At 48.6% G+C, this 26,036-nt stretch carries 10 protein-coding genes; 3 read left to right on the forward strand and 7 right to left on the reverse strand.

Annotation, left to right across the window (positions count from 1 at the left end; genetic code table 11):
* Nucleotides 1–20 precede the first annotated feature (20 nt).
* The 3 genes from AC5ZC7_RS21615 to AC5ZC7_RS21625 form a co-directional block, all read right to left on the reverse strand.
* Complete coding sequence (locus AC5ZC7_RS21615) at nt 21–1,040, reverse strand: PorP/SprF family type IX secretion system membrane protein (protein ID WP_496158970.1); 1,020 nt, start codon at nt 1,038–1,040, stop codon at nt 21–23.
* A 33-nt stretch (nt 1,041–1,073) separates the two neighbouring features.
* The gene (locus tag AC5ZC7_RS21620; RefSeq protein ID WP_511911268.1) at nt 1,074–14,363 is read right to left on the reverse strand and encodes a DUF7927 domain-containing protein; all 13,290 of its coding nucleotides are present in this window, start codon (nt 14,361–14,363) and stop codon (nt 1,074–1,076) included.
* Between the two features lie 379 nt (nt 14,364–14,742).
* Nucleotides 14,743–16,848: an alpha-L-fucosidase gene (locus tag AC5ZC7_RS21625; RefSeq protein WP_496158968.1), complete on the reverse strand. Its 2,106-nt coding sequence runs from the start codon at nt 16,846–16,848 to the stop codon at nt 14,743–14,745.
* Nucleotides 16,849–17,255: 407 nt separating this feature from the next.
* Between AC5ZC7_RS21625 and AC5ZC7_RS21630 the strand changes: the two genes are divergently transcribed.
* Both AC5ZC7_RS21630 and AC5ZC7_RS21635 read left to right on the forward strand, forming a co-directional pair.
* Nucleotides 17,256–20,171 carry a SusC/RagA family TonB-linked outer membrane protein gene (locus AC5ZC7_RS21630; protein ID WP_496158967.1) on the forward strand — a complete coding sequence of 972 codons (2,916 nt, stop codon included), beginning with the start codon at nt 17,256–17,258 and terminating at the stop codon, nt 20,169–20,171.
* A 10-nt stretch (nt 20,172–20,181) separates the two neighbouring features.
* Nucleotides 20,182–21,492, forward strand: a complete 1,311-nt coding sequence (locus AC5ZC7_RS21635; protein ID WP_496158965.1) for a RagB/SusD family nutrient uptake outer membrane protein — start codon at nt 20,182–20,184, stop codon at nt 21,490–21,492.
* A 76-nt stretch (nt 21,493–21,568) separates the two neighbouring features.
* Here the strand turns inward: AC5ZC7_RS21635 and AC5ZC7_RS21640 are convergent, their stop codons facing one another.
* The 3 genes from AC5ZC7_RS21640 to AC5ZC7_RS21650 form a co-directional block, all read right to left on the reverse strand.
* Nucleotides 21,569–22,297 carry a DUF92 domain-containing protein gene (locus AC5ZC7_RS21640; protein WP_496158964.1) on the reverse strand — a complete coding sequence of 243 codons (729 nt, stop codon included), beginning with the start codon at nt 22,295–22,297 and terminating at the stop codon, nt 21,569–21,571.
* 80 nt (nt 22,298–22,377) lie between these two features.
* On the reverse strand, nt 22,378–22,878 hold the full coding sequence (locus tag AC5ZC7_RS21645; protein WP_496158963.1) for a DUF5946 family protein: 501 nt from the start codon (nt 22,876–22,878) through the stop codon (nt 22,378–22,380).
* An 85-nt stretch (nt 22,879–22,963) separates the two neighbouring features.
* A complete protein-coding gene (locus AC5ZC7_RS21650) occupies nt 22,964–23,719 on the reverse strand; it encodes an MBL fold metallo-hydrolase (RefSeq protein ID WP_496158962.1) in 756 nt (251 codons plus the stop codon).
* Nucleotides 23,720–23,812: 93 nt separating this feature from the next.
* Here AC5ZC7_RS21650 and AC5ZC7_RS21655 point away from each other — a divergent pair, with 93 nt between their 5' ends.
* Nucleotides 23,813–24,643 (forward strand): phosphatase PAP2 family protein, encoded by an 831-nt coding sequence (locus tag AC5ZC7_RS21655; RefSeq protein WP_496158961.1) that lies wholly within the window; start codon nt 23,813–23,815, stop codon nt 24,641–24,643.
* Nucleotides 24,644–24,692: 49 nt separating this feature from the next.
* Here AC5ZC7_RS21655 and AC5ZC7_RS21660 read toward each other — a convergent pair whose 3' ends face one another.
* Nucleotides 24,693–26,027: a sulfatase-like hydrolase/transferase gene (locus tag AC5ZC7_RS21660; protein WP_496158960.1), complete on the reverse strand. Its 1,335-nt coding sequence runs from the start codon at nt 26,025–26,027 to the stop codon at nt 24,693–24,695.
* Between the last annotated feature and the right edge of the window lie 9 nt (nt 26,028–26,036).

Raw genomic sequence — 26,036 nt, forward strand, 5'->3', positions numbered from 1 at the left:
AAAGGACAGCCTGGCGATGATTAAAAATACCTTGGACTGATAATCCTGGCTTTCTTACCAGGGAATAAAAAGCCAAGGGATATTTCATGCGATCCACTCTGGAAAGAGGCCATTTTATTGATGGTAAGATCATATGCATATCCTATTCTGAATTGTTGATTGATGTTGAATTGTACCAGTATGCTGGCAGCATCCAGTTGTTCGAGGTCGCTCTCCAGCGCAGGCTTGCTCCACAGCTTCACCCCTGTTCTGTAAGAGGCTCCTACCCATAAGCGGTCGGCCAGCAGGAATAAGGCGGTGAGGTCTACGTTGGTAGGTCCTTTGAAGTCTTCTTTTATGAGGATAGAAGGTTTAAATTTTACGTTTTCTGAAAAGTCAAACATCATCCCGGCGTTTACATACAGGTGTTGTGTTTTGCGGATGGTTTTATACTGATATCCTTTCCAGTAATATTTGGAGGCATCGGTATACAATGAAAAGAGGTCCATCACAGAGGCGCCTGCATAAAACTTTGATGTATAGTAGTAGATACCGAATCGTGCATCCGGAATCCAGGTGGAGGCTCTTCCCAGCGGAATGGAGGGGTCATTCTCATCATTATATTGCAGGGCCTTTCCATCAATTGCGTATTGGGTAACGCCGGCGCCTACTCCTAAACACAGCCGTTTATCACCATCTTCGTTTAGGGGAATACGGTAGGAATACATCCCGTAAATGGAGGTAGCATCCTGTGGGCCCAGTTTATCATACATCACCTGCATGCCCAGCCCCACACGGTTATCCCTGGAGGCGTTGAGTGCGCCGTCTACCGACACGCCCCCTGTTTGCGGTCCGCCGGGAAAGTTGACCCATTGCTTACGATAGATCGCATTTGCATAGAGATCTTCTTTATACCCTGCGTACGCAGGATTCACGCTCAGCATATTAAAAATATACTGACTGAACTGTAGGTTTTGCTGTGCCTGTGTTAGTGCAGGTTTCAGTATCCCCCCGGATAACATTAACAGTAGCAGCAACCTTGATTTCGCGCTTATGCTCATACTAAATTCCTTTAAAATTTCTGTAGTTGATTATTATCGCAGCAACTCTATCCATCCTTTGTAATTTCTTTCTCCCTGCGCCGTACGTAATTTCAGTATATAGTAGTAAGTACCTTCATTGAGTCCGTTACCATCCCATTTGTTATCATAATTCTTATTCTGATATACCTGGTTACCCCAACGGTTGTAAATCATCAGTGATGATCCCGGATAACGATCCAGTCCTGGTATTACAAAATGATCGTTCTTACCATCGCCGTTTGGTGTCACGATGTTCGGGATGAAGATGTCGTCGCCATTCACCGGTTGTGTAATGGTAGCCGTGTTATCAGATAGATCCAGGTCTGTTTCATTACCACGGATGGTAGCAGTGTTGCTCAGGGTTCCGCCGCTGATCAGTTTAGCCGTAAACGTGAGTGTTTCCTGTGTACCCGATACCATATCCGGCAGCTGCCAGGTAATGGTTTTAGAAATCGGATCAAAGGTGGCCAATCCCTTGCTGGTGGTAATGGTTAATGGTTGTCCTACCATACTTTCCAGCACATCTTTCACCACTACGCCGGTAGCTACATCTGGTCCGTTGTTGATGGCCGTTACTTCAAACTGCAATACCTGGTTTACACTCAATGGCGCTGGCGTGTTTTGTTTCTTCAACACTTTCAGGTTGGCGTACCGGTCGGTGGTAATAATTACGGTAGATGTATCAGGCGTACTTACATCCGGCGGACCGGTGATCACCACGCTGTTTTCTACCTTGCCTGCCCCCAGGATGGTTACCTGGTAGCTCCATACTACCGTTTCTCCACCGTTCACTGCTCCAATATTCCATTGTAATACACGTTGCCTGCTATCGTAGGTAATGCTGCCTTTTGGTGGCGCGGAATAGGTTGGATCACTTACCAGGCTGGCGGCCGGCAACTGATCCGTAGTGATTACCGGGTTCACTGCAGCGGTGCCGGTATTGGTAGCGGTGATGGTATAGGTAAGTTGTTGACCTACACTATACGGGCCTGTTGGCGGCGATACCGTTTTCACTACTTTCAGCGCCGATTTACCCACTATCGTAGTGACTACCGTGCTGCTGGTATTATTGCTGCTATCCTTATCCGGCAATCCGGCTGGTGTATTCACTACCGCTACGTTGCTGAGTGTACCTGATGCCGGCGCTGTACCTGTAATTTGCAGTACTACCTGTGCGCCTACCGGGAACGTGCCCAGTGTAGCCGTTGCCGTATTACCGGCGATACTGCTTTGAATATTACCGGCGCCGCCTGTGCTGGATTGTACGCTGATAGCGGTTTGTGTTAAACCAGCCGGCAGTACATCATTTACGGTAGCTCCATCGGCCGCTAACGGACCGGCGTTATCAACGGTGAGTACATACGTTACCTTACCGCCTTCAAATACAGTAGCAGGACCCGTTTTGCTGATCTTCAGGTCTGTATTTTTTTCTACCGGAACAATCACGATAGAAGTATCTGGTGTACTTACATCTGGTGGACCGGTGATCACTACGCTGTTTTGAACATTACCTGGTCCTTTAATGGTCACCTGGTAGCTCCAGCTGGTGGTTTCTCCGCCATTGAGTGCGCCGATGTTCCATTGCAGGATACGTTGGGTAGCGTCGTAATTCACGCTGCCTTTTGGCGGCGCGGAGTAGGTTGGATCACTCACCAGGGTAGCTGCCGGCAGCTGATCACTGGTCACTACCGGATCTACCGGAGTAGTACCGGTGTTGGTAGCAGTGATAGTGTAGGTAAGTGTTTGACCTATTACATAAGGACCTGTTGCTGGTGATACCGCTTTCACTACTTTCAATGCTGCCTTGGCTTGTACGGTAGTGATAACTGTACTGCTGGTGTTGTTACTGCTATCCTTATCCGGCAACCCGGTTGGTGTATTCACGACTGCTACGTTGCTGAGTGTACCTGGCGTTGGCGCAGTACCAGTAATTTGTAATACTACCTGCGCGCCTACCGGGAACGTACCCAGTGTAGCCGTTGCCGTATCACCGGTGATGCTGCTTTGAATATTACCGGCGCCGCCTGTGCTGGATTGTACGCTGATAGCGGTTTGTGTTAAACCAGCCGCCAGTACATCATTTACGGTAGCTCCATCGGCCGCTAACGGACCGGCGTTATCAACGGTGAGTACATACGTTACCTTACCGCCTTCAAATACAGTAGCAGGACCAGTTTTGCTGATCTTCAGGTCTGTATTTTTTTCTACCGGAACAATCACGATAGAAGTATCTGGTGTACTTACATCTGGTGGACCGGTGATCACTACGCTGTTTTGAACATTACCTGGTCCTTTAATCGTTACCTGGTAGCTCCAACTGGTGGTTTCTCCACCATTGAGTACGCCGATGTTCCATTGCAGGATACGTTGGGTAGCATCGTAATTAACGCTGCCTTTTGGCGGCGCGGAGTAGGTTGGATCACTCACCAGGGTAGCTGCCGGCAGCTGATCACTGGTCACTACCGGATCTACCGGAGTAGTACCGGTGTTGGTAGCAGTGATAGTGTAGGTAAGTGTTTGACCTATTACATAAGGACCTGTTGCTGGTGATACCGCTTTCACTACTTTCAATGCTGCCTTGGCTTGTACGGTAGTGATAACTGTACTGCTGGTGTTGTTACTGCTGTCCTTATCCGGCAATCCGGCTGGTGTATTCACGACTGCTACGTTGCTGAGTGTACCTGGCGTTGGGGCAGTACCAGTAATTTGTAATACTACCTGCGCGCCTACCGGGAACGTACCCAGTGTAGCCGTTGCCGTATTACCGGTGATACTGCTTTGAATATTACCGGCGCCGCCTGTGCTGGATTGTACGCTGATAGCGGTTTGTGTTAAGCCTGCCGGCAGTACATCATTTACGGTAGCTCCGTCGGCTGCTAACGGACCGGCATTGTCAACGGTGAGTACATATGTTACTTTACCCCCTTCAAACACGGTAGCAGTACCGCTTTTACTGATCTTCAGGTCTGTATTTTTCGGCACCGGAATAATAACGGTAGATGTATCCGGCGTACTTACATCTGGTGGGCCGGTAATTACCACACCGTTTTGGATACTGCCGGGTCCTTTGATGGTTACCTGGTAATTCCAGCTCAGTGTTTCTCCACCGTTGAGCAGACCAATGTTCCATTCCAGGATGCGCTGGGTAGCGTTGTAATTGACAGTACCTCTTGGTGGTGCGGAATAGGTTGGATCACTTACCAACGTGGCTGCCGGCAACTGATCAGTTGTGATCACCGGATTTACACCTACGGTACCATTATTAGTGGCGGTAATGGTATACGTAACGGTTTGACCTACTTCATATGGGCCGGTGGCAGGGGTAATCGCTTTCACTACTTTCAGTGCTGATTTAGCCTGAACGGTAGTGACTACGGTGCTGCTGGTGTTGTTGCTGCTATCTGTATCCGGCATACCGGTTGGCGTATTCACTACGGCTACGTTACTAAGGCTGCCTGGTGTTGTTGCGATGCCGGTAATTTGCAATACGACCTGCGCACCTACCGGGAATGCACCCAGTGTGGCATTGGCGGTATTGCCATTAATGCTGGTTTGAATATTGCTGGCGCCGCCGCTGCTGCTTTGTACGCTGATAGCTGCATTGTTAAATCCTGCCGGTAGCATATCGCTCACAGTGGCTCCATTTGCATCGGAAGGTCCATCCTGGTTATTGACAGTTAACACATAGGTTACCTGGCCACCTTCATATACAGATAAAGGACCTGTTTTAGTGATACTCAAATCTGCCGCGCTACCAATTTTGCTGATTACCGGCGCTGACGGGAAGTCTTTTCCTCCCTGGTTGCTGATCACTGCATGTGCAATGTTGGTCACACTACCAGCCGGTGCATTTTGTGCGACCGTACCTTTTACTACGATCGTAACACCGCTGGTATCAATGGCAGGTATATCGGCTGTAACTTTCACATTATTACCGGTGCCAGTGGCGCCAGCGGTGATCACTGTTGTACGTACCGGTGTAGCCGTCCACGTTACATTGGTAAGCACAGACGGAACCAGGTCCGTGATATCTACATTGGTGGCTTTGCTTGGGCCCGGGTTGGTGACATTGATGACATAAGTGGCCCCTTCTCCCCTGGTCATTACCGCCGGACCTGTTTTATTGATATTGAGCAGCGAAACAATATTCACGGTGGTGTTGGCGCTCGATTGCGCGGATGCTGCACCTGGCTCTGCAGGTGTTACCCTGGCCACATTCAATATGGTGCCGGTAGTAGCTGGTAATACCCTTCCTGTGACAGTAATCACAATGGAATTTGCATTACCTGCCGGAATGTTTCCATGCAGGTTAATATTGTTACCGCTGCCGGATGCGGCACCGTTGATAGTGGCTACTCCGTCTACTACTGCCTGCCATTGTACGTCAACAATAGATGCCGGCACCGTATCGGTGATGGCCAGGTTAATGGCATCGCTCTTACCACTGTTGCCCACGGTGATGGTATAACTGATATTCTGACCGGCGATCACCGTAGCAGGACCGGATTTATCAATGTACAATATTGGATTACCGGTTACAATAGTTTGCACCAATTCAGAAGTATCCGGTAATGCTCCTGGTTCTGATGGTGTGATGATCGCCTTATTTTTCAGCGTATCGCGGAAGGCCGGATCTACGGTACCGGTTACCTGCACCGTGATGCTATTGCCTGCTCCCGGCGGAATGCTCGCCAGCAGATCCACGAGATTACCGCTGCCGCTGGAGGTACCGTTGACAGTGGCTTTACCAGCTGCGGTGGCCGTCCATGTTACTTGTTTGATAGCAGTAGGGATGGCATCGTGTATGTCTGCATTCAGGGCTGCACTCGGACCGTTATTAGTAGCAACGATGGTATAGCTGATATTTTCTCCCGATTGTAAAGTAGCAGGGCCGCTCTTCGTGATATTCACAGCAGGCTGCAGTGTAACCCTGGTTTGTATTGCACTGCTATCCGGTGTATTGCCTGATTCAGAAGGTATCACTATACCGGTATTGGTAATGGTACCAGCAAAAGACGAATCTACCTTACCGCTTATCTGCACCAGTATGGTGGCACCTGCCGGCATGTTAGCGGTTACCAATACCTGGTTACCGGTACCCGTGTTGCCGGCGGTTACCACAGCGCCGCCGGAAGTGTTTTGTACACTCCACTGTACCTGGCTGATGGTAGCAGGCACCTGGTCGGTTATCTGTGCATTGGTGGCATTACTGATACCATTGTTGCTCACCTGCAGTGTATAGTGAATCATTTCGCCTGCATGCAGTGCACCTGGTCCGTTCTTGGTAATTTCCAGCATTGGGTGCTGCTGAATCGGGGTGATTACCGGCGGTGTTACCACAGGAGGATTGGTTGGATCCGGAGGTGTAACAGTAGCGGTATTTTTGAGTGTACCACTAGCGGCCGGGGATAGTATACCCGTTACCGTTATAGTCACCAAAGCATTGCCGGTAGGCGGTATATCGGCGTTAAGAGCCAATAATGAACCGCTGCCGGTGGCGCCGCTGTTCACCACTGCGCCGTTGCTGGTTTGAGTAGTCCACGTTGGTTGCAGGATGCGGGCGTCGATGGTATCCGTTACCTGCATATTGCGGGCATATCCCGGACCGGTATTGCCTACGGTAATCACATAGGTTACTTTATCACCGGCAGTAATGTTAGCCGGACCGTCTTTACGGATATTGATACCTGTTTCCCTGGCAACATTTGTTCTAACAGAATCGCTAACGGCAGGGATACCTGTACCGGTTACGTGAACGGTATTCAGGATGCTGCCAGCAAAATCATTATCGACGGTACCTGTTACGGCGATGGTTACATTGTTGCCTACACCACCTGGTATGGTGGCGGTAGTACTGATGTTGTTGCCGGCGCCGGAGAAAGGTCCGGTAACGCTGGCCGATCCATTCACGGAAGCCTGCCAGCTTACGTTGGTAACGGCTGCTGGTACCAGGTCGGCAATATTGAGGCCGGTGGCATCTGACGGACCACTGTTGGTAACGATGATATTATAAGTGATGGCATTTCCACCTACCGCCTGTGATGGTCCGCTCTTACGTACCTGTACACCAGTAGATACACCCACGGTGGTGGTAACACTGCTGGTATTATTATCCGGGTTGTAGTCGGTGATACCATTTGCTACGGCAGTGGCAGTGTTGGTGATGGTGCCGGCAGTAGCCGTACCGCTCACGGTACCACGGATCGTAATGGTAATGAAATTAGCAGCGCCTGGTCCCAGTTGTGCAGGCAGGTTAATATTTCCACTACTATCTATTCTTGCACTGTCGAGTACGGATGCATCGCCATGGGCAATGGCCGTCCAGGTAACATTAGTGATGGCAGTGGGCAACACATCTGTGATCACCAGGTTATTGGCGCGTTGTGGTCCTGCATTAAATATTTGCAGGGTATAGTTGATCGGCTCTCCTGCCAACACCTGTTGCGGACCATTCTTAATGATGCTTACATCCAGCGAGCGGTCAACAGAGGTGGTAACCGAACTTGTTTTATTAGCACCCGCTGTTACGGTGGCGGTATTCGTAATGGTGTTGCCAGCCGTATTGTTCACAACTCCCTGGATCACTATCACGATGGTATTATTAGATCCCACCGGGATATCGCCGGTAGTGCTGATGTTATTGGTAGTACCGGATGTAGCGCCGGTAACAGTGGCGGTACCGGTAGCGGTGGCAGTCCAGGAACTAACGGTAACGGCGCCTGGTACGATATCGTCTATCTTGGCATTGGTGATATTGCCGGAACCTCCATTGGTTACTACTATGCGGTAAGTAATCGGATCCAGCACATGTGTAATAGCCGGACCTGTTTTCCCAATTCTTACTACCGGATCATTGTCGATTACTGTTGTAACCGTGCTGGTATTATCTGCCAGGTTTGGATCCACGATATTGCTACCTGGAGGGAAGCCAACAGTGGCGGTATTCTGCAACGTAGCCCCATTAATAAGTGCAGGCGATACCATACCATTTATGGTTACCAGTAAGGTGCTACCATCAGCCGGAATATCTGCTGTGAGATTAATGTTACCGTTGCCTGATGCTGGTGTAATGTTTTGCACATTGCCGGTAGTGCTGGTGGTCCAGCTGACATTGAGCAGTCCTGCAGGCAGTACATCCTGTACCTGCAAACCAATGGCATTGGATGGGCCCTGGTTGCGGACCAGCAGGGTATATTGAATTGGCTCACCGGCCGCTGCGTCGGCAGGTGCGCTCTTCACGATACCCAGGTTAGCCTGTCTGTAGGTAGAAGTTACTACTGTGGAAGTATCTCCTGCCGGCGTAATGGAAGGATCATTCAGCGCAATAGCGGTGTTGGTAATAGTAGTACCTGTAAAGCCCGGATCTACCTGTCCGCTTACGATGATATTCACTGCGGCCAGCGAGGTAGCAGGTATGTTGGCTTGTAACTGAATATTGCCGTTGCCGGTATTACCGCTGGTGATCACTGCGCCATTCACGCCGTTAGCTATCCAGGTGGCATTAATAACGCCCGCAGGTATGGCATCTTTAATGGTTACGTTAGTCGCATTGGAAGGACCGTTGTTAGATACGGCGATGGTATACTGAATAGGACTACCTGCGGCAGCAGATGCCGGTCCGGATTTGCGTACCTGTAATACGGCGCTCCTGGTTACCTGTGTGGTGGCAGTAGAAGTAACCGGTGTATTGCCAGGAATGGCTGCCTGCGCCCTGTTGATCAGGGTACCGGAGAAATTGCCATCAATAGTACCGTTTACGAGTACGTTGATAAAATTGGTTTCACCTGCCGGAATATTGGCAACAATACGGAGCAGGTTACCCGTACCTCCCGCACCGGTAGTAATCACCGCGCCACCGGCAGCGGTAGCTGCCCAGGATGAATGCTGTATGGTAGCAGGGATTGTATCTGTAATCACTACACCGGTAGCGTCACTTGGGCCTGTATTTACTACTTTGATACCATAATTGAGCGTTTCCCCTGCACGTGCGGTGGAAGGACCAATTTTGGTAATCAGCAAGTTTGATTTTTGTTGAATCACCGTTACTACTGTATCAGAATTTACTGGTGGGATACCAGGTGCTGACGGCGTAGCCACTGCAAAGTTTTGAATACTGCCTGCAGGTGTAGAAGGAGGAATGGTGGCGGTAACTGAAATATTAACCACTCCTGTTTTTGCGGGAACATCTGCTTCTACAGACAGCGCATTGCCGGTGCCGGTAGCCCCTGTATGAATGGTAGCCCCACCACTGGCTATGGCAGTCCAGCTTATGTTCTGTAACAATGCCGGCAGCTGATCTGTGATCAGGGTATTCATGGAATTAGATGGCCCCAGGTTGGTGACCCGCAGGTTATAAGTAATCATATCCCCTGCATGGGCGTTGGTGGGTCCCAGCTTAATTATTTTTACGTTCGGTGTTTGATTAACCGTTGTTACCACCACGTTGGAACTGCCTGGAGGCGTACCAGGTTCTGATGGCTGGTAAACCGCGGTATTCGAGAATGTACCGCTGAACGCAGGATCTACCGTTCCTTTCACAAAGATGAGGATACCACTATTACCTCCACCCGGAATATTGGCGGCGAGATTTACATTGCTGCCGCTGCCGGTGGCGCCTCTTACAACCGTAGCTGCGCCGGAAGTAGCAGTAGTCCAGGTAACATTTTGTACCATCGCCGGGATCATATCATCGATCGTCAGGTTTTGTGCATCAGAAGCGCCGGTGTTGTTTACCGCTATCGTGTATACAATTTCCTCTCCCGCGTTTAAAGTAGCTGGCCCGGATTTGCTGATGGTCAGCACTGGTATTCTCCTTACTCTTACTGTTTTGTTAGCAGCTACTGCCGGTACATTTTCTGAAGGTGTAGCCTGCGCAGTGTTATTAATGAATCCATCCAGGGAAGGATCTGTTTTACCTTTTACAATGATGGTCAGCATATTGCCGCTGCCGGCAGGAATGGATCCGGTAAGACTGATATTATTACCGGTGCCGGAGCTGGCAGTACTGATTGTTGCGGCACCTGCAGCAGTAGCGCTCCAGTGTACACCTGTCAACGAAGATGGCACCACATCCGTAACAACGAGGTTTTGTGCATCGGAGTTACTCAGGTTAGTTACCTGGATAGTGAAAGTAAGGCTGTCTCCTGCCACCATGATGTCTACGGCTGTTTTGGAAATGGCCAGTTTAGGCAGCCTGTTAACGGTGGTAATTTTCACCGCAGAATCGGCAGTGCCGGTGCCTGGCGCAGGTGTGATAACAGCCTTGTTACTGATTTGCCCGGAGAAGGCCGGATCAATGGTGCCTTTTACGGTGATGGTAATGTAGTTGCTGCTACCTACACCGATGTCGCTGCTCAGGGAAATATTATTGCCTGTTCCTCCCGGTGTGCCGTGAATCACCGCATTGCCGTGAGCAGTGGCTGCCCACACAACACCTTGTAGTGTTGCAGGCACTACATCGGTGATTACCAGGTTCCGTGCTATACTTGGGCCATTATTAGTGGCCTTGAGGATATAGGTAATCGTGTTACCTGCGCTGGCCGTATCAGGACCAGATTTGGTAATTGACAGGTTGGACTGCTGACTAACAGTGGTAATTACTTCATTGGAATTTACCAGGGGTGTATTCGGCTCTGAAGGGGTTACTTCTGCTGTGTTTTTGATCGGGTTAACAGTTGCAGGTAAGATGGTACCGGTAATGATAATCCTGATAGCAGATCCGGCATTCATGTCTGCCACTATATCTACACTATTCACACTGCCGGTAACACCTGATTTAATAACAGCCGTTCCTTTTAATACGGTAGCATTCCAGGTTACATTTGTCAGGGAAGAAGGAATAATGTCGTTGATTTCCGTATTGGTGGAATTGGAAGGACCTTCATTTTCTACATCTACCGTGTAGGTGATTGGTTCACCTGCTACTCCGGTAGCGGGTCCGTTCTTGGTGATATTAAATTTCACCGCCTTCTTTACGGTAGCTATATCTTCATCCGTTACCGGTGGTACACCTGGTTCTGCCGGTGTGGCGGTTACCCTGTTAAGGATAGTACCTGCATAATCAGGGCTCACGGTGCCACTAACGCTCACCAATATACGATTAGTAGATCCCGCAGGTATATTACCAGTTACCCGAATGATATTGCCTGTACCGGAAGCCCCGCTGGTAACAGTAGCGGATCCTTGTGTAGTGGTAGTCCAGGTAACATTCTGGATCATAGCCGGTACGGTATCAGTGAGTACAGTACCTACCGCGTTACTGGGTCCATTATTTACAAGCGTGAGTACGTAGTCGATACGTTGTCCGGCAATGGCTATAACAGAACTGGTTCTTTCTTTATTCACCAGTAATCCTGGTGAGCTGGTGATCAGCGTATTGGTGGTATTGGAATTTACCGGGTTAGTAGCCGGTTCTGATGCGGTTACGGTAGCTACATTCGTGATCGTGCCGGTAGCTGCGGCGTCCACCGTACCTGTAACGGTAATATATACTTTACCGGTATCCACCACGCCTCCGGGCATATTGGCTACCACACGGATGTTGTTGCCTGTACCGGTAGCACCGCCTGTAATCACCACGCCACCCGTAGCGGATGCGGTCCAACTTACGTTAGTGAGTTTAGAGGAAATGGCGTCTGTAATAACGGCGCCTACGGCATCACCCAGGCCGGTGTTATCTATCGCAATACTGAACTGGATTTGTTCGCCTGCTACTGCCGCAACAGGTGCCTTTTTCTCTGCCGAGAAAAATGGGCGGCGTAGTACTGGTATCGTCACCGTGCTGCTGATGCCCGCAGGATCTGTTATATCCGGAGAAGTTGCGATAGCCGTATTGGTCAGGTCTCCTTCAAAAGAGGACTTAATATCACCTTCAATAGTAATAATCACAGAACTGGTAGCCGGAATTTTGGCGGTCAGATCTATCTGGGTATTAGTAGACGAATTGGTTAATATCTGTGCAGTACCCGAAGTGGTGAAAGTAACGTTGGTTGCCACAAAATCAGCCGGGATGGCGTCTTTTACAGTCACCGTATTGGCATCACTTGGTCCTCCGTTAGACACAACCACCCGGTACACCAGGTCTTGTCCGGCCAGGTAAGGTCCGGAGTTCAGCACAGATTTATTAATCTTAATACTGGATTCGTGGGTATAGGTGATGACTACCTGGTCTGTAGAAGGCGGACAATTGCCGTTGGTAATAGTCCAGGCCAGTGTAGCAGTAGTATTGGCTGCAATAGTAACAATCGTATGTGGGTCGGTTGGATTGTCGATGGTAGCGGTACCGCTTACTACGGTCCATTTACCGGTGCCTACTGCCGGCGCATTGGCGGCCATTGTAAATATACCGGAATTGAACTGTAGCTGATCAGGACCGGCATTGGCAACAGTAGGCGCCTGGTCAACAATTATCTGCACCCGGCTATTGGTAGGTAAGCACGTTCCATTGGCGATTCTCCAGTTAAATATATAGGTGCCGGGGATCAAACCACTTACGGCGGTGGCAGGATCATTGACATTGGCAAATACGGCGGTATTAGGCCCATTGATCTGTGACCAGGTACCTGTGCCGTTAACGGCTATGTTACCGCCCAGTGTAGCGCTGGTAACCGCACACAACTCCTGGTTTGGGCCAGCGGAGGCAATGGTGGAAGGTGCATCTACCACCAGCGTAAATGGATATGAGTCGGAGTTACACCCGGTGGTACTGTTGGTGAACCTGATGGCAAAATGATAGGTGCCGGCCGGTGCATTACCCGGAATGGCAATACTGAGCGGGGAACCAGACAGGTTATTGTTGTTCACGGCAACAAAGCCCGGCATATCTGAAGTAACCACACTGAATTTGTCTGCAGCGCCGGAAGTAATGGTATAAGGAACAGCCATTACCACCGCGCCCTGGCATACATTGTTCACTGCTCCCAGTGTAGCGGTAATAGCGGGATTCACGTTCACCACGAATGGACGGGACACACCATCCCCCTGACAACCACTTACGGTAGCCGTTACCCGGTAATAACGGGTAGCTGTGAGCGCCCCGGTATTCAGCGTAGCTGTTGTTTGGCCAGCTACCACGGTCCAGCCGCTGGTACCATTGGTACTGGTTTCCCATTGATAAGTAAACCCGGTAGTGGGTGTACCGGTACCGGCTTTGGGGGTAACTACCGCAGATAGTTGGGTAGCGGTATTATAACAAAGGGGTTGCTGACCGGTAATAGTTACCGTATAGTCGATCACTTTTAATTCTACAGGACTGGAAACAACGCGACAATTGAGGTTGTTAATTTCTGCGCTACCACCGGCGGCGACTACACGATATTCGAATCCTGCCTGCGCATTGGTCACCGGAAAAACATGCTGATTATTGCCCTGGTTATTAATAATACCCCCTTCATTATTCCAGTCGGTAGTTCCCAGGGGGCGTTTCTGCAACTGGAAATAATAGTTAGAATAACTACCTACGGGTAAACTCACACTCAAACTGGTGTTTCCTCCTGCACATACTACGCCGGGCGCCTGCACAAAAGCAATAGGCGGACCACAAGCCGCAAAAGCAATATCATCCAGTGCCAGGTCATTACCATTGCTGCTGGGGGTGTTACTGAAAATTCTTAAGATAACAGCACTGGTGGAAGACGGCATCTGGAACACGCCCGCCTGGCGTACCCAGGTACCCGGACTCTGGTAAGGCACCGTTCCGGTAGATACAGAAGTAATAGGCGTACCATTGGGGTTATTGGCATCCAGGATATCAAACCTCAGGCTGGGTTGGGATACGCCATTCTGGGGGTTTATATTCATGATCCAGGCAGAGAACTCGAAGGTAGTACCTGCGCAAAGGCCTGTAATTGTTCTTTGGTAAAATTGTCCGGGTCTTGCTTCCGCATCCACTACCATACAATAGCCGGTACCATCTGTACTGGTATGATCGGGGCGGTCTACGAAATAGGTATTGTTATATCCCCGGGTGGTATTGCTGATGGTATATTGTCCGGGATAGGGACCAGTGGGACGGCCTCCTACGCCGGGGCTGTAGTAAGTATAAGTGGTAAGCCCTGCTGGCAGGGGACCTCCTAAAGTAGGTTTGGCAGCTGAAGGCGCCTGTCCGAAGGTTTCTTTAAATACCGGGTCACCTAACGAACCCGTACATTGTTGTGCGGTGGCGGGAATAACAGACAAGGAAAGAAAAAAAGCAACCCATGCACCAAGCAACCACGCATAGTTTTTATGTATCACACCGCCCGTTGCAGCCAGTCGCCGTTGCCATTTTGCAGTAAATGAGGATACGGTAAACTTATTGACCATAAGGTTCACAATTTGGAGGGTATATCGCAGGTGAAATCGGTTTCAGGGTATCCCATACTGTCCGGGGATCAACCAACATTCATGACAATCAGACAATAGGTCTCCGTACGTGCCAGACCACACGCAGTTTCCCATAGTATTTCCGCTGCAAAAATTTATTACATGCTTAAATTGGAATCAACGATACTATAGCTATCTACATACATTCACCTCAGCAACAGTATCTTTTTGGAATTATCAACAATAAAAAAGGCAGAAAGTTTAATAAAAGCGGAGAAAGCATAAAGGAGGATTCCTATCTACCTAAAACAAAAATAAAAAACGGGGTTTAATACGTTCTCCGTATCAAACCCCGTTTCCAGGTATTCCGTTATTATTTTTAACGCGTAATGATTCCAAGCTCAGCCACCGCAACGCCGGCGCCTTCATTGATGTGCAACGCAGAGAACTTAAAATATCTCGCCTTCATGGGATGATCCAGGATCACCAGTTGTTGCACCGGGTTGGCTTCTATATTATGAAAATCGCCTGCCCTGGCCTTTTCCCAGTTATGGCCATCCTGGCTGATATAAAAGGCATATTTACCAATTAATCCTTCATCTTGTTTATCCTGCCGTGGCAGATAGGTAAAGGCTTTGATCAGATGTGTTTCGCCCATATCGACGGCTACATCTACCGGAATTTTCCCTGCCAGTTCAGGTGTCAGCGTATTCCAGTCGGTATGTTCATTTTCATCAATTACGTTATCTGCATGACTGTTAGCAGGTGCTTCGATAACCTTCCAGCCTTTTTTGCCAATACCATAAATCTGGGTTTTAATATCGCCCATCAATAATTTACCGGCACTTCTGGCTTTAATAGTTCCCCCGTCGGCAAAGCTAAAGGGATGTTTATACACCAGCGATTTCAAGGTAGGCTCGCTACCGTCCAGGGTATAATAAATCGGCTCAGTGGATTTTTCAGGGGAGATGGTTACCATGCCTGATTTTTCTCTTTTTATCAACGGCGCTTTAATGTGAGGAGGTTCTTTATACAGCCCGATGTCGCTCAGCGTAATGCTAACGGGCGCATATACACGTACCCGGATTTTATCCGTTGTAACATTTTTCTCCAAACGTATTAACCGGTTAGCACCGATGCTGGTAGCGCCGCCGATAGTTGTCCAGGCGCCTTTCAGCATGATATCCACTCCTACGGAGTCAATGCGCTGACCAAGTTTGATGTTTTCCCGCAGGCGGATAATATTAAACGTTTGAGGCTTGTGCAGATCCAGGGTAATGCTGGCAGTTGTGACGTTATCGTCGGTAGCCCAATAGGAGTAGCGGTCGGCATCCAGTACTTGTTGCGGACCAAATGCAGCGGTGTTGTTGCCTCTTACATTACTGGCGGTAACGGTGGCATTCTTTACCAGGTTTACGGCAAATGTTTTGCGAAGGAGGTCACCTAATCCTTTCAGGGCAGCTACGTCGATGTCGTTGAGCAGTCCGCGCTGGTCGGGCGACAGGCCCAGGTCCAGCGAGGCGCCGCGGCCGACTGTTTCAAAGTAGAGGTCCAGCAATTCGGAGGAGGTTTTTACCTGCGGATTTTGAGAGGTATGATAAAACCATCCTGGTCGCATCGCCACGTCGCATTCTGCCGGCAGCCAGTATTTACCATGGCGGGTACCTTCAATACCCAACTCAGATTTCACATAGCCGTTAGCGGGCCGTTTGCCTTCCTCCGGCGATTCCGGGGTATAGGTGGCCCAGCAAGTGGTACTGGTTTTTCCGTCTTCATTACCCAGCCAGCGGCTGCCCGGACCTACATCACCAAAAATAACGGCATCAGGTTGCATAGTACGGGTAATATTCCAGGTAGAGTCCCAGTCGTAGTAAGTGGTACGGTCAATGCTGCGGGTTTCATTAGCGCCGCCATAGTATCCACTGCCACCATTGGCGCCGTCGTGCCAGGAGGTGAACAGGGGACCGTAATTGCTGTATAATTCCTTGAGCTGGCGACGATAAATATCCAGGTAGGCCGGTGTACCATAGGCAGCATTGTTCCGGTCCCACGGGGAGCAGTATACGCCCAGTTTCATGCCCAGTTGCTCACAGGCCTGCTGGTATTCTTTCAGGATATCTCCTTTCCCATTTTTCCATTTACTTTGAGAGATATTATGCGTAGTGGTTTTGGTAGGCCACAGGCATAATCCGTCGTGGTGTTTGGCCACCACAATCACGCCTTTAAATCCGCCTGCTTTCGCCGCGCCTACAATCTGGCGGGCATCGAATTGTACGGGATTTACGAGGTTAGGATCTTCATCGCCGTATCCCCATTCATGGTCGAGGTAAGTATTGGCGCCGAAATGGATCAGGCAGTACATTTCCATTTCATGCCATTTCAATTGAGCGGCAGTAGGCAGCGCGCCATAAGGCGTAGGCGCCGACTGGCCGAAAAGGTTGGCTGATAAAGCCAGTAATCCTGCGAAAAGACCTGTTTTTTTCATTGTAGCAAACTGTTTTAAAAATTCGTCCTATTTATCTTGCTGGCATATTTTACCCTTTATCCTGGTAGAATAGCTGGCTGTTTTTGCCTTTCCGGCAGTGCAACATTAGTTCACTGTGGTTGGTATTTGCCGAAACAAGCGAACGGATTACCCCTATAAACATAATGAAATTAATGTACCAGTTCAATTTTCGTTGCACCCCAGGTTCATTTCAATCATCCATTTGCGCATCCTGATCATAAAAAAAAGCAGTTCGTCCGGAGCCGGGTAACTCGTGAAAAGTTGCGTCCTACATTTATGTCCAATGCCCCCGGACAAAGAATTGATCGACCAATGCCATGCCATTTATACAACAATATCAACAACCTCAATCGTCTACCTGAAATGTCAAAATAAGTTTTATGTTTATGAGAAAACTACTACTAGCACTGCTTAGTACCCTGTACCTGTTACTGCCGCTCTTTTCGCAAGGGCAATCCAGGACCTATACGGGCAGGATTACCGACTCCAAAGGAGCGCCGTTACCAGGCGCCAGTGTCATGATGCAACATTCCCGTCAGGGAACTGTTACCAATGCCGACGGGCAATTTAGTATTGCCGGGCCATCTGATCTTGTACTCGTTGTTAATTTCACCGGGTATAAAACCAAAACATTTAAGCCGGGCGCCACACCAGTTACAGTGGCCCTGGAAGAAGACGTAGCACGCCTCGATGAAATTGTGGTGACGGGTCTGGCCACCACGGTTAAAAGAAGAAACGCGGCTAATGCAGTGGCGGTAGTATCCGCCAAAGAGTTGTCGGGTACCGCGCCGGCACAAACTTTTGATGCGGCGTTGAGCGGCAAAATTACGGGCGCCAATATCGTTTCCAATTCCGGCGCACCGGGCGGCGGTATTTCTGTAAAACTGCGGGGCGTATCTTCCGTGTATGGTACCACGCAGCCGTTGTATGTTATTGATGGGGTGATTGTCAGTAACCGGAGTATCTCTGCGGGTCTGAATGCAGTTACCAGTGCGCAGGGCGGTGGGTTTCCTACTTCAACACAAGACAACGCCACTTCCAGGATTGCTGATATTAATCCGGCGGATATTGAAAATGTGGAAATCCTGAAAGGAGCTTCTGCTTCGGCTATTTACGGATCACAGGCCTCCGCAGGCGTGGTGATCATCACTACCAAAAGAGGAAGAGCAGGCAAAACAAAACTCAATATCTCACAAGACTATGGCTTTGTTACCGCAGCGCATCTGCTGGGAATGAAAATATTGGATACTGCACAGGTAAGTAAGCGGAGATGGAATGTAGACAGGTATGAAGCGGCACGGAAAAACGGCAAACTATACAACTACGAAAAAGAAATGTATGGTAACCGGGGAACAACCCGGAACACCAGTATCAATGTAAGTGGTGGATCTGAAAAAACAACTTTCTTATTTTCTGCCGGCATGAAAAAAGAAGATGGCATTATACAACGCACCGGTTATGCCAACAATAGTTTGCGATTAAATGTCAACCATCGTGCAAACGACCGGGTTAACTTTGGCTTCACTTCTAACTATATCAATTCTTCATCTGACAGGGGTTTAACGAATAATGATAATCAGAGTGTATCCGTGGGCGTTAACCTGTCCTATATAAGGCCGTATCATGAACTGCATCCTGATGCCAACGGTATTTACCCAAACCCATTTAATGGTGCCAACCCGTTGCAGACCATTGCACTAATGACGAATAACGAGAAAGTAAACCGGGTAATTACGGGTGTAAATGCTGATGTAATTTTACAGGAGTCTGTTCATTCTGTTACCAAAGGCATTGTGCGGGCAGGAGTGGATTTCTATCATCAAAAAACACAGGCTTTATTTCCGCCTATTCTCTTCTTTGAAATTGCCAGGGGAACGGGCGGACATAATGTGCAAAGCAGTTCCAACGATCTGAATACCAACTGGGCAGTATTCCTGGTGAACACGCTTACGCCTGATAAGTCAATGACATTCACCTCCACTGCCGGGTTAACACATGAATATGGCGCTTTTGATCAGTTAATCAATGTTGCCACTAACCTGATTGGCGGGCAATCCAGCGAATCCGAGGCCGCTTCTGTGCGGTCCACACAAACCCGTAACCTTTTCCGTAATGATGGTATTTTTTTACAGGAAGAAGTAGCGATTAATGATTACCTGAATTTCACTGCGGGCGTACGGTTCGATAAATCTACCAATAACGGGGATTACAAAAAATATAATATTTATCCTAAAGCCAATGCTTCCTGGAATATCACCCGGATGACTGGCTGGGAAGGGTCCGTACTCAACGATCTGAAACTGCGTGTAGCTTATGGTGAAAGTAGCGGATTTCCTTCTTTCAACAGTCGCTTTACCACCTTACCTGTGAACAACATTGGTGGGTTGCCTGGCTCCCTCATCAATATTTCACTGGGCGACGGCAACATAAAATCTGAACGGCAAACAGAATTGGAAGGTGGTGTGGATGTGAGCTTCCTGCATGGAAGAATTGGCCTGGAAGCAACCTTCTATAATAAAGTGATCAAAGATCTACTGATGGCTGCCCGTGTACCTGGTTCTACCGGGTTCTCTACCAGGTGGATCAATGGTGCCAATCTCCGCAACAGGGGTATAGAACTGGGATTAAGAATGATTCCTGTTGATAATACATCTATACACTGGAACTCCACCCTTAACTTCTGGATGAACCGTTCTAAAGTATTAAAGTTGAACGTGCCCAGTTTTGACCAGGGCAATGGATTTGGCACTGCCTACGGCACCATCATTATAGAAGAAGGCAAATCTATCACACAGTTGGTAGCCAAGGATGCCAACAAAAAATTGGTACCATTTGGAGATGCGGAGCCTAAATTCCAGGTTAGCTTTTTCAATGAATTCACTTTTCTGAAAGATTTCAGTCTGCGTTTTCTCCTTCACTGGAAGAAAGGAAACTCTAATGTCAACTTAACCCAAACCCTATACGACTCGGGCGGCACTTCTCCTGATTGGGATGATAAAGGCGAGAAGGGTCAACCTTTAGGGATTGTGCGCCAGGATAACCCGTGGATGTATGTACAGGACGCCAGCTATATACGGCTCCGTGAAATTGGCTTGTATTACCGTATACGGATAAAATCTATTGCAAGGCAGGTACAAAATCTGCGGGTAGGTGTTTCCGCTAACAACTACTTTACCTGGACTCCCTATAAAGGATATGATCCGGAAGTATCCAACTTCGGTACTGGTTTCGGATCAGGGATAGACGTAGCGCCTTACCCATCTTCCAAACGCCTGCAATTTCACTTATCGCTTGATTTCTAAAAAAATATTTATGCAACGTATATTTTCAATGCTTCTCCTCACCGGCCTGCTGCTGACGGGATGCAAAAACGAACCGATACTTAACCCCAACGCCCCTACGATGGATCAAATAGTAAAGAATCCAACCATCGCTGATTTAAATAACCTGGTCACTGGTTGCGAGGGCGGTATGCGACTGGAGCTGTCGCTGCAATTAGATCTATTAAGCATATTTGGCAGGGAGTATTATCGTTCTTCCGGTTCAGAAAATCGCTGGACACAGGAGTTGCTGGGAAAAGGCACCTCTACCCTGAATAGCACTTCTTTCTACTGCTTTAACTACTGGTTGTATCGTTACGGTGTAATAAAAAATGCCAACTTGTTACTCATTGGGGTAAAAAACTCTGTTTACCTGTCTAATGACAAGCAGCGCAAAGGATACATTGCTTTTGCGAAAACCATTATGGCTTACCAACTGCTCATGTGCCTGAACCTGACGTATGAAAATGGTATCCGTATTGATGTAGCTGATCCCGACAAGCTGGGACCTATTGTAACAAAAGACGCGGCGTATACTGCCATTGCCCAGTTGCTGGACGAAGCCAATACCGCTATGGGAGACGCCCAATTTTTGTTCCAACTCTCTGCTGGATTTGAAGGATTCAGTGATGTTGCCGGTTTCCGGAAATTCAACCGTGCACTGGCCGCCCGTGTAGCTATTTATCGTCAAAAATGGACGGATGCATTGGCATTTCTACAGGCATCTTTCCTGAATAAAGCAGCGGGTGCTGATTTGAATGAGGGGGTATATCATATATTTGCGGCGGCCAGCGGCGATATGGTCAATGATATGGTAACCCTGCCAGATGGTACCTCCGAGGTAAGATTTGTGCAGTCATCTTTTGCGCATGATATAGATCCGGCAGATGACCGCATTAAGAAAACCGCCTTAAGAACGGAACCGTTTAAGGGTGATGATCTTACTTCAGACCGGGACTTTGCACTCTATCCAAAAGAAACCAGTCCCATACCTATTATACGCAATGAGGAACTGATACTGATCTATGCAGAAGCCAGTTTACAAACCAATCAGCTTACAGAAGCAGCTACTGCACTCAACCACATCAGAACAGCGCATGGTGTTGCTGCCAGGAATGATTTGGATACCAAAGACAAACTGTTAGATGAACTACTGGTACAGCGCAGGTTTTCGCTCTTCGGAGAAGGACATCGGTTAATTGATATGCGCCGGTATAACCGGCTGAATACCTTACCGATTGACCGGCCAAATGATGATGTGTGGCCACAATTACCATTGGCGGAGCAAGAAACAGCGCAGTAAAGTGAGTTAGGTACTTTCAGAAAAGGCATTAAGGACAAGACTTAATGCCTTTTTATATTTTAATTAAAACAGCGTTTTACAGATGAATGATGCCCGCTAAACCCCATGCTATCAACCCTGCCAGCGCCGTATTCAAAAAATTCACCGCATCATTCCCGATATAACGTTGACGCTCCAACGTAGCGCCCAGCAAAGAATCTATCACATTTCCCAATACACCTGCCAACCATACAATAAGCATTGCTGTATTGAAACCAAAGAAAGCGCCATATACCACCGCAATGAGCAATGCACCCGCAGCGCCCAGCAGCGTACCTTCCAGGCTAATCACCCCATCCAGGCCTTTGGGTTCTTTCTTAAACGTGAGGATATTATAGAAATTATGGCCGTATACCATGCCTAATTCAGAGGAGAGGGTATCTGCGGTAGCAGAAGCAAGGCTGGCAGCCAGCATCAGGCACCAGGTAGCAGTGTACGAAGGAAAGCATATCGCCAACAATCCCATAATAGCGGCTACCCCACCGTTGGCAAATACTTGTCCGGCGGTGCGTTGCTGGGGATGTGCATCTCCTCCTTCCTGCTTCAACTGTTTTTTATGAGAGGTAGCTTTTACCCCCAGGATAAAAAAAGTACCCAGCAATACCAGGCCGCCATAGCCCGTCCCCAGCATTACCAACAGGCCAACAAAGAAAGCCATTACCGCCGCGGGTATGGTGAGTTTGCCCATTTTAACGCATAAGATGGCGATGATAAGAATCAACACCGCCGTTGCCAGGGGGCCAAAAGAAAATGTGAGTAGCGTCATGGGACGCAATTTAAGCAGAAAGCTTAAAGGAGAAAGCAAAAAGCTATTGATGCGATCTGCCCGTGCGAACAGGAATGGCTTTATGCATTCTGTTCTACAAACAGCATTGCTTTTTCCTTCACCCATTCATGGTGCAGGGCCCAGCTATCCCATACGGATTTTGCCCATTTGCGGATGGCGGTGTACAGCGCCTCATTGGTACCTGCCTTTAGTACTTCCTGTACCGTGATGGCAGCAGGTTGTTCAGGCGGTGTAATGGGCGCCCAGTGTTGTTTGGGAATAATACTGTGTACATGCTGCACCTGCCGGCCGGTGTATTTGAGTTCCAGCGCAAGATAGAGTCCTATCAGCGCATAGGCGGTGGTGATGCTTTTAGCTACGCCACCGGCGTGCTGGGCACTGTAGGCGTCTACTGCCAGCTGATGATGGAAGTCGGGATGTTCCAGGGCAAACGTGCGGGCCGAAAGTTGTTGAAAAAGATCCAGGCATTCACCGGATGCATTGTATCTGTCGGAAGGGGCGAGTTGCTCATCTGCCAGGTGCAGGTGACAACCGGGGCAAATAATTTTGTTTCCTGTCATAGCTGCGGAATTAATGCTGGTGTAAAACTTAAATGTAACGATTTTACACCAGCATCGATGTTAATCCGCCCGAAAGAAAATGGCCTTATTTGGCGTACCAATCTCTCAGTCTGACGTCTATCTTTTTGTTACCGGCATCTACCAGTGATTTAAACTTATTTACGTCACTGAATCCGTCTTTACCACGGTAATGGTATGGATATACGATTTTAGGTGCAAAGGCCAGCACGGCATCAGCGGCTTCCGGCACATCCATCGTATAGGGCAGGTTCATACAAACAAAAGCCACATCTATATTTTTCAGGCTACGCATTTCGGGGATACCCTGGGTGTCGCCGGAGATATAGATATTCTTTTTGCCGTAGCTGAGTACATAACCATTCCCCCTGCCTTTGGTGTGCATGGTGTTGGGGCCTTCTGGAATATTATACATAGGGATGGCGAGTATGTCTACACCCGCTTCCTTCTTTTGGTCGCCGTTTTTCAACACCACTACATTGGCCCTTTCATCTGCAGGTAGTTTATCGGCTACTACCTGTGGAACAATGATAATGGTTTTGGCCGTTTTGACAGCTTTCAGCGTAGCGGCATCGAAGTGATCACCATGAATATCGGTAACCAGGATCAGGTCGGGTGCAGCGAGGCCGGTATATTTTCCTGCGCCACCTACCGGGTCTATGTAGATGGTAGATTTACCGGCTGTTAACACCATGCTGGCGTGTTCAATGGGTTGAATGGTTAACTCGCCGCCGGTTACCGGTACAACGTCTGGCTTTACCCGTTGGGCAAATACCGCGGAGGTAGCCAGCAAGAAGCATAAAGAGAGCATACTGATTTTCATATGAAGTTGATTGTAGTAGCTAAAGGTACCGCGTTTCTTCTTCTTTTTTAATAAAATGCTACATTCGTTATTACTCCAAAACCAGTTATACAGATGAGGTCCACGCTTATACTCTTTTTATTACTGCTACTCACCGGCCATGTACATGGACAGTCAGACAGCACCACCGTAACAGACAGCGTAGCGGCACCTGTACGGGCTGCGGATAGGTTGATCCGTTACCGCATCAACGGGGCTTACCTGGGCAGTATCTGGCAGGACCTGAAGTATACTGTAGCCCGCCCCGCACATTGGGAAAAACGGGACTATATACGGCTGGGCGTGATTACCGGCGTAACGGGTATTTTACTGGGGATCGACTATGGCGTAAAACAATTCTTTGTACATCATCAAAGTAATTTCGTGACCAGCGTTACTGACCAGATAGAACCTTTTGGCAATGCTTATTCTCCCTACCTGGTTGCGGGCATCTATGTAGCCGGCGTGATTGCACATGACCGGAACCTCGAGCATGGCGGGCTGATGGCAGCCAAATCACTCATTATTTCTACTGCCATTTATGCGACTATTAAAAGTATTGTAAGAAGAGGCAGGCCTACTTATTACGACTCCCCTTTTACTTTTGAACCACCATTCAGCAAAGACAAACAACATACCTCCTTTCCTTCGGGGCATAGTCTTACTGTGATGACAGTAGCCACCGCGATGGCCGAGCTATACGGCAAAGATCATCCCTGGGTACCATGGGTGGCGTATAGTATTGCCGGGCTTACCGGCATAACCCGGCTATACGAAAATCGTCACTGGAGCAGTGATGTGCTGATAGGGCTGTCGCTGGGACATTTTGTGACCAAAAGTATCTTCAGACATCACCGGGAGCTGGAGCATAAAAAAGCCATGCAATTACTCAACCTTCATTTATAAAAAAGGTGCGATGAGGGAATCATCGCACCTTTTTTATTGTAAACACCTACTAGTTAGCCGCATTACCATTATACTTATCCAACTGTTGTTCAAGATCACTTACTTTATCCGGGTATTCAGCGGCCACGTTGCTGCGTTCACGTACATCTGACTGCAGGTTAAACAACTCGATATTTTTTGTACCTGTTGTTTTATCCACGATGCGGCGCAGTTTCCAGTCGCCCACGCGAATGGCTTCCGGCGTGCCGTTGTTTACATAGTAAATGGGGTGATGTGCGATATGTGCCTGCTGCCCGGTCAGCAGTGCTGCCACTGATTCACCATCCAATGTTCTGCCGGCGGGAAGCGGAGCTTTCACCCATTGCGCCAGGGTTGGTAATACATCCATACTGGTAAACGCATCCGTGATTGTTTTGCCGGCAGGTACATGATTTTTCCAGTATACGATAAAAGGTACGCGGTGTCCACCTTCATAGGTTTCTCCTTTCTTACCCCGGAAGATACCGGTGCTGCCTACATCCCATGGTTTAATCACACCATCGGCCGACATACGGGCGGGATAGTCGATCCAGGGACCGTTATCGCTGCTGAAAATGAAAATGGTATTGTTTGCGAGCCCCTGTTTTTCCAACGCCTTCCAGAGGGCTGCCAGGTTAGCATCTATCTCCTCAATCACATCACCATATAATCCTCCGGCTGATTGCCCTCTGAATTTTTTGGAAGCCGCTACCGGCAAGTGTGGCATGTTATGCGCCAGGTACAGGAAGAAAGGTTTATCCTTCTTTTGTTGCTGAATGTATTTGATGGCTTCTTTGGTGTACAGCTCCGTGAGTGAGGTATCTGCCGGGCGATAAATTTCCGGTGTTCTGTCGCGGTAAATCTTCAGCACGGTATCTGTTTTCACATATGGAGAACGATAGTCGTGGCTGTACAACAACCCAAAGTAATGATCAAATCCCTGTGCGACCGGAAAGTTATACGGCTGAATATCACCCAGGTGCCACTTCCCTATCATACAGGTATTATAGCCCACTCCTTTGAGCATTTCAGCAATGGTAACATCTTCATCCGGCAACCCGATTTTATAGCCCGGAGGAATCGGAAAATTGAGTTGAGAGCGGGTAGGATAACGTCCGGTGAGCAGGCTTACCCGGGAAGGCGTGCAGGATGGCGAAGTAACCATATAGCCCGTTGCCTTCACCCCCTTCTCTGCCACATGATCGAGGAAAGGGGTACGAATTTGCGGGTTGCCATAGCAACTCAGGTCACTATACCCCATATCGTCCGTCAGCACAAAAATGATGTTAGGGCGCTGTTGCGCATACAATTGATCAATACTGCCAATAGAAAGCCCTGCCAGTAAACAATAGAGATACTTCTTCATAAATAACTA

It is taken from the genome of Chitinophaga sp. 9-1-y (assembly GCF_059511905.2).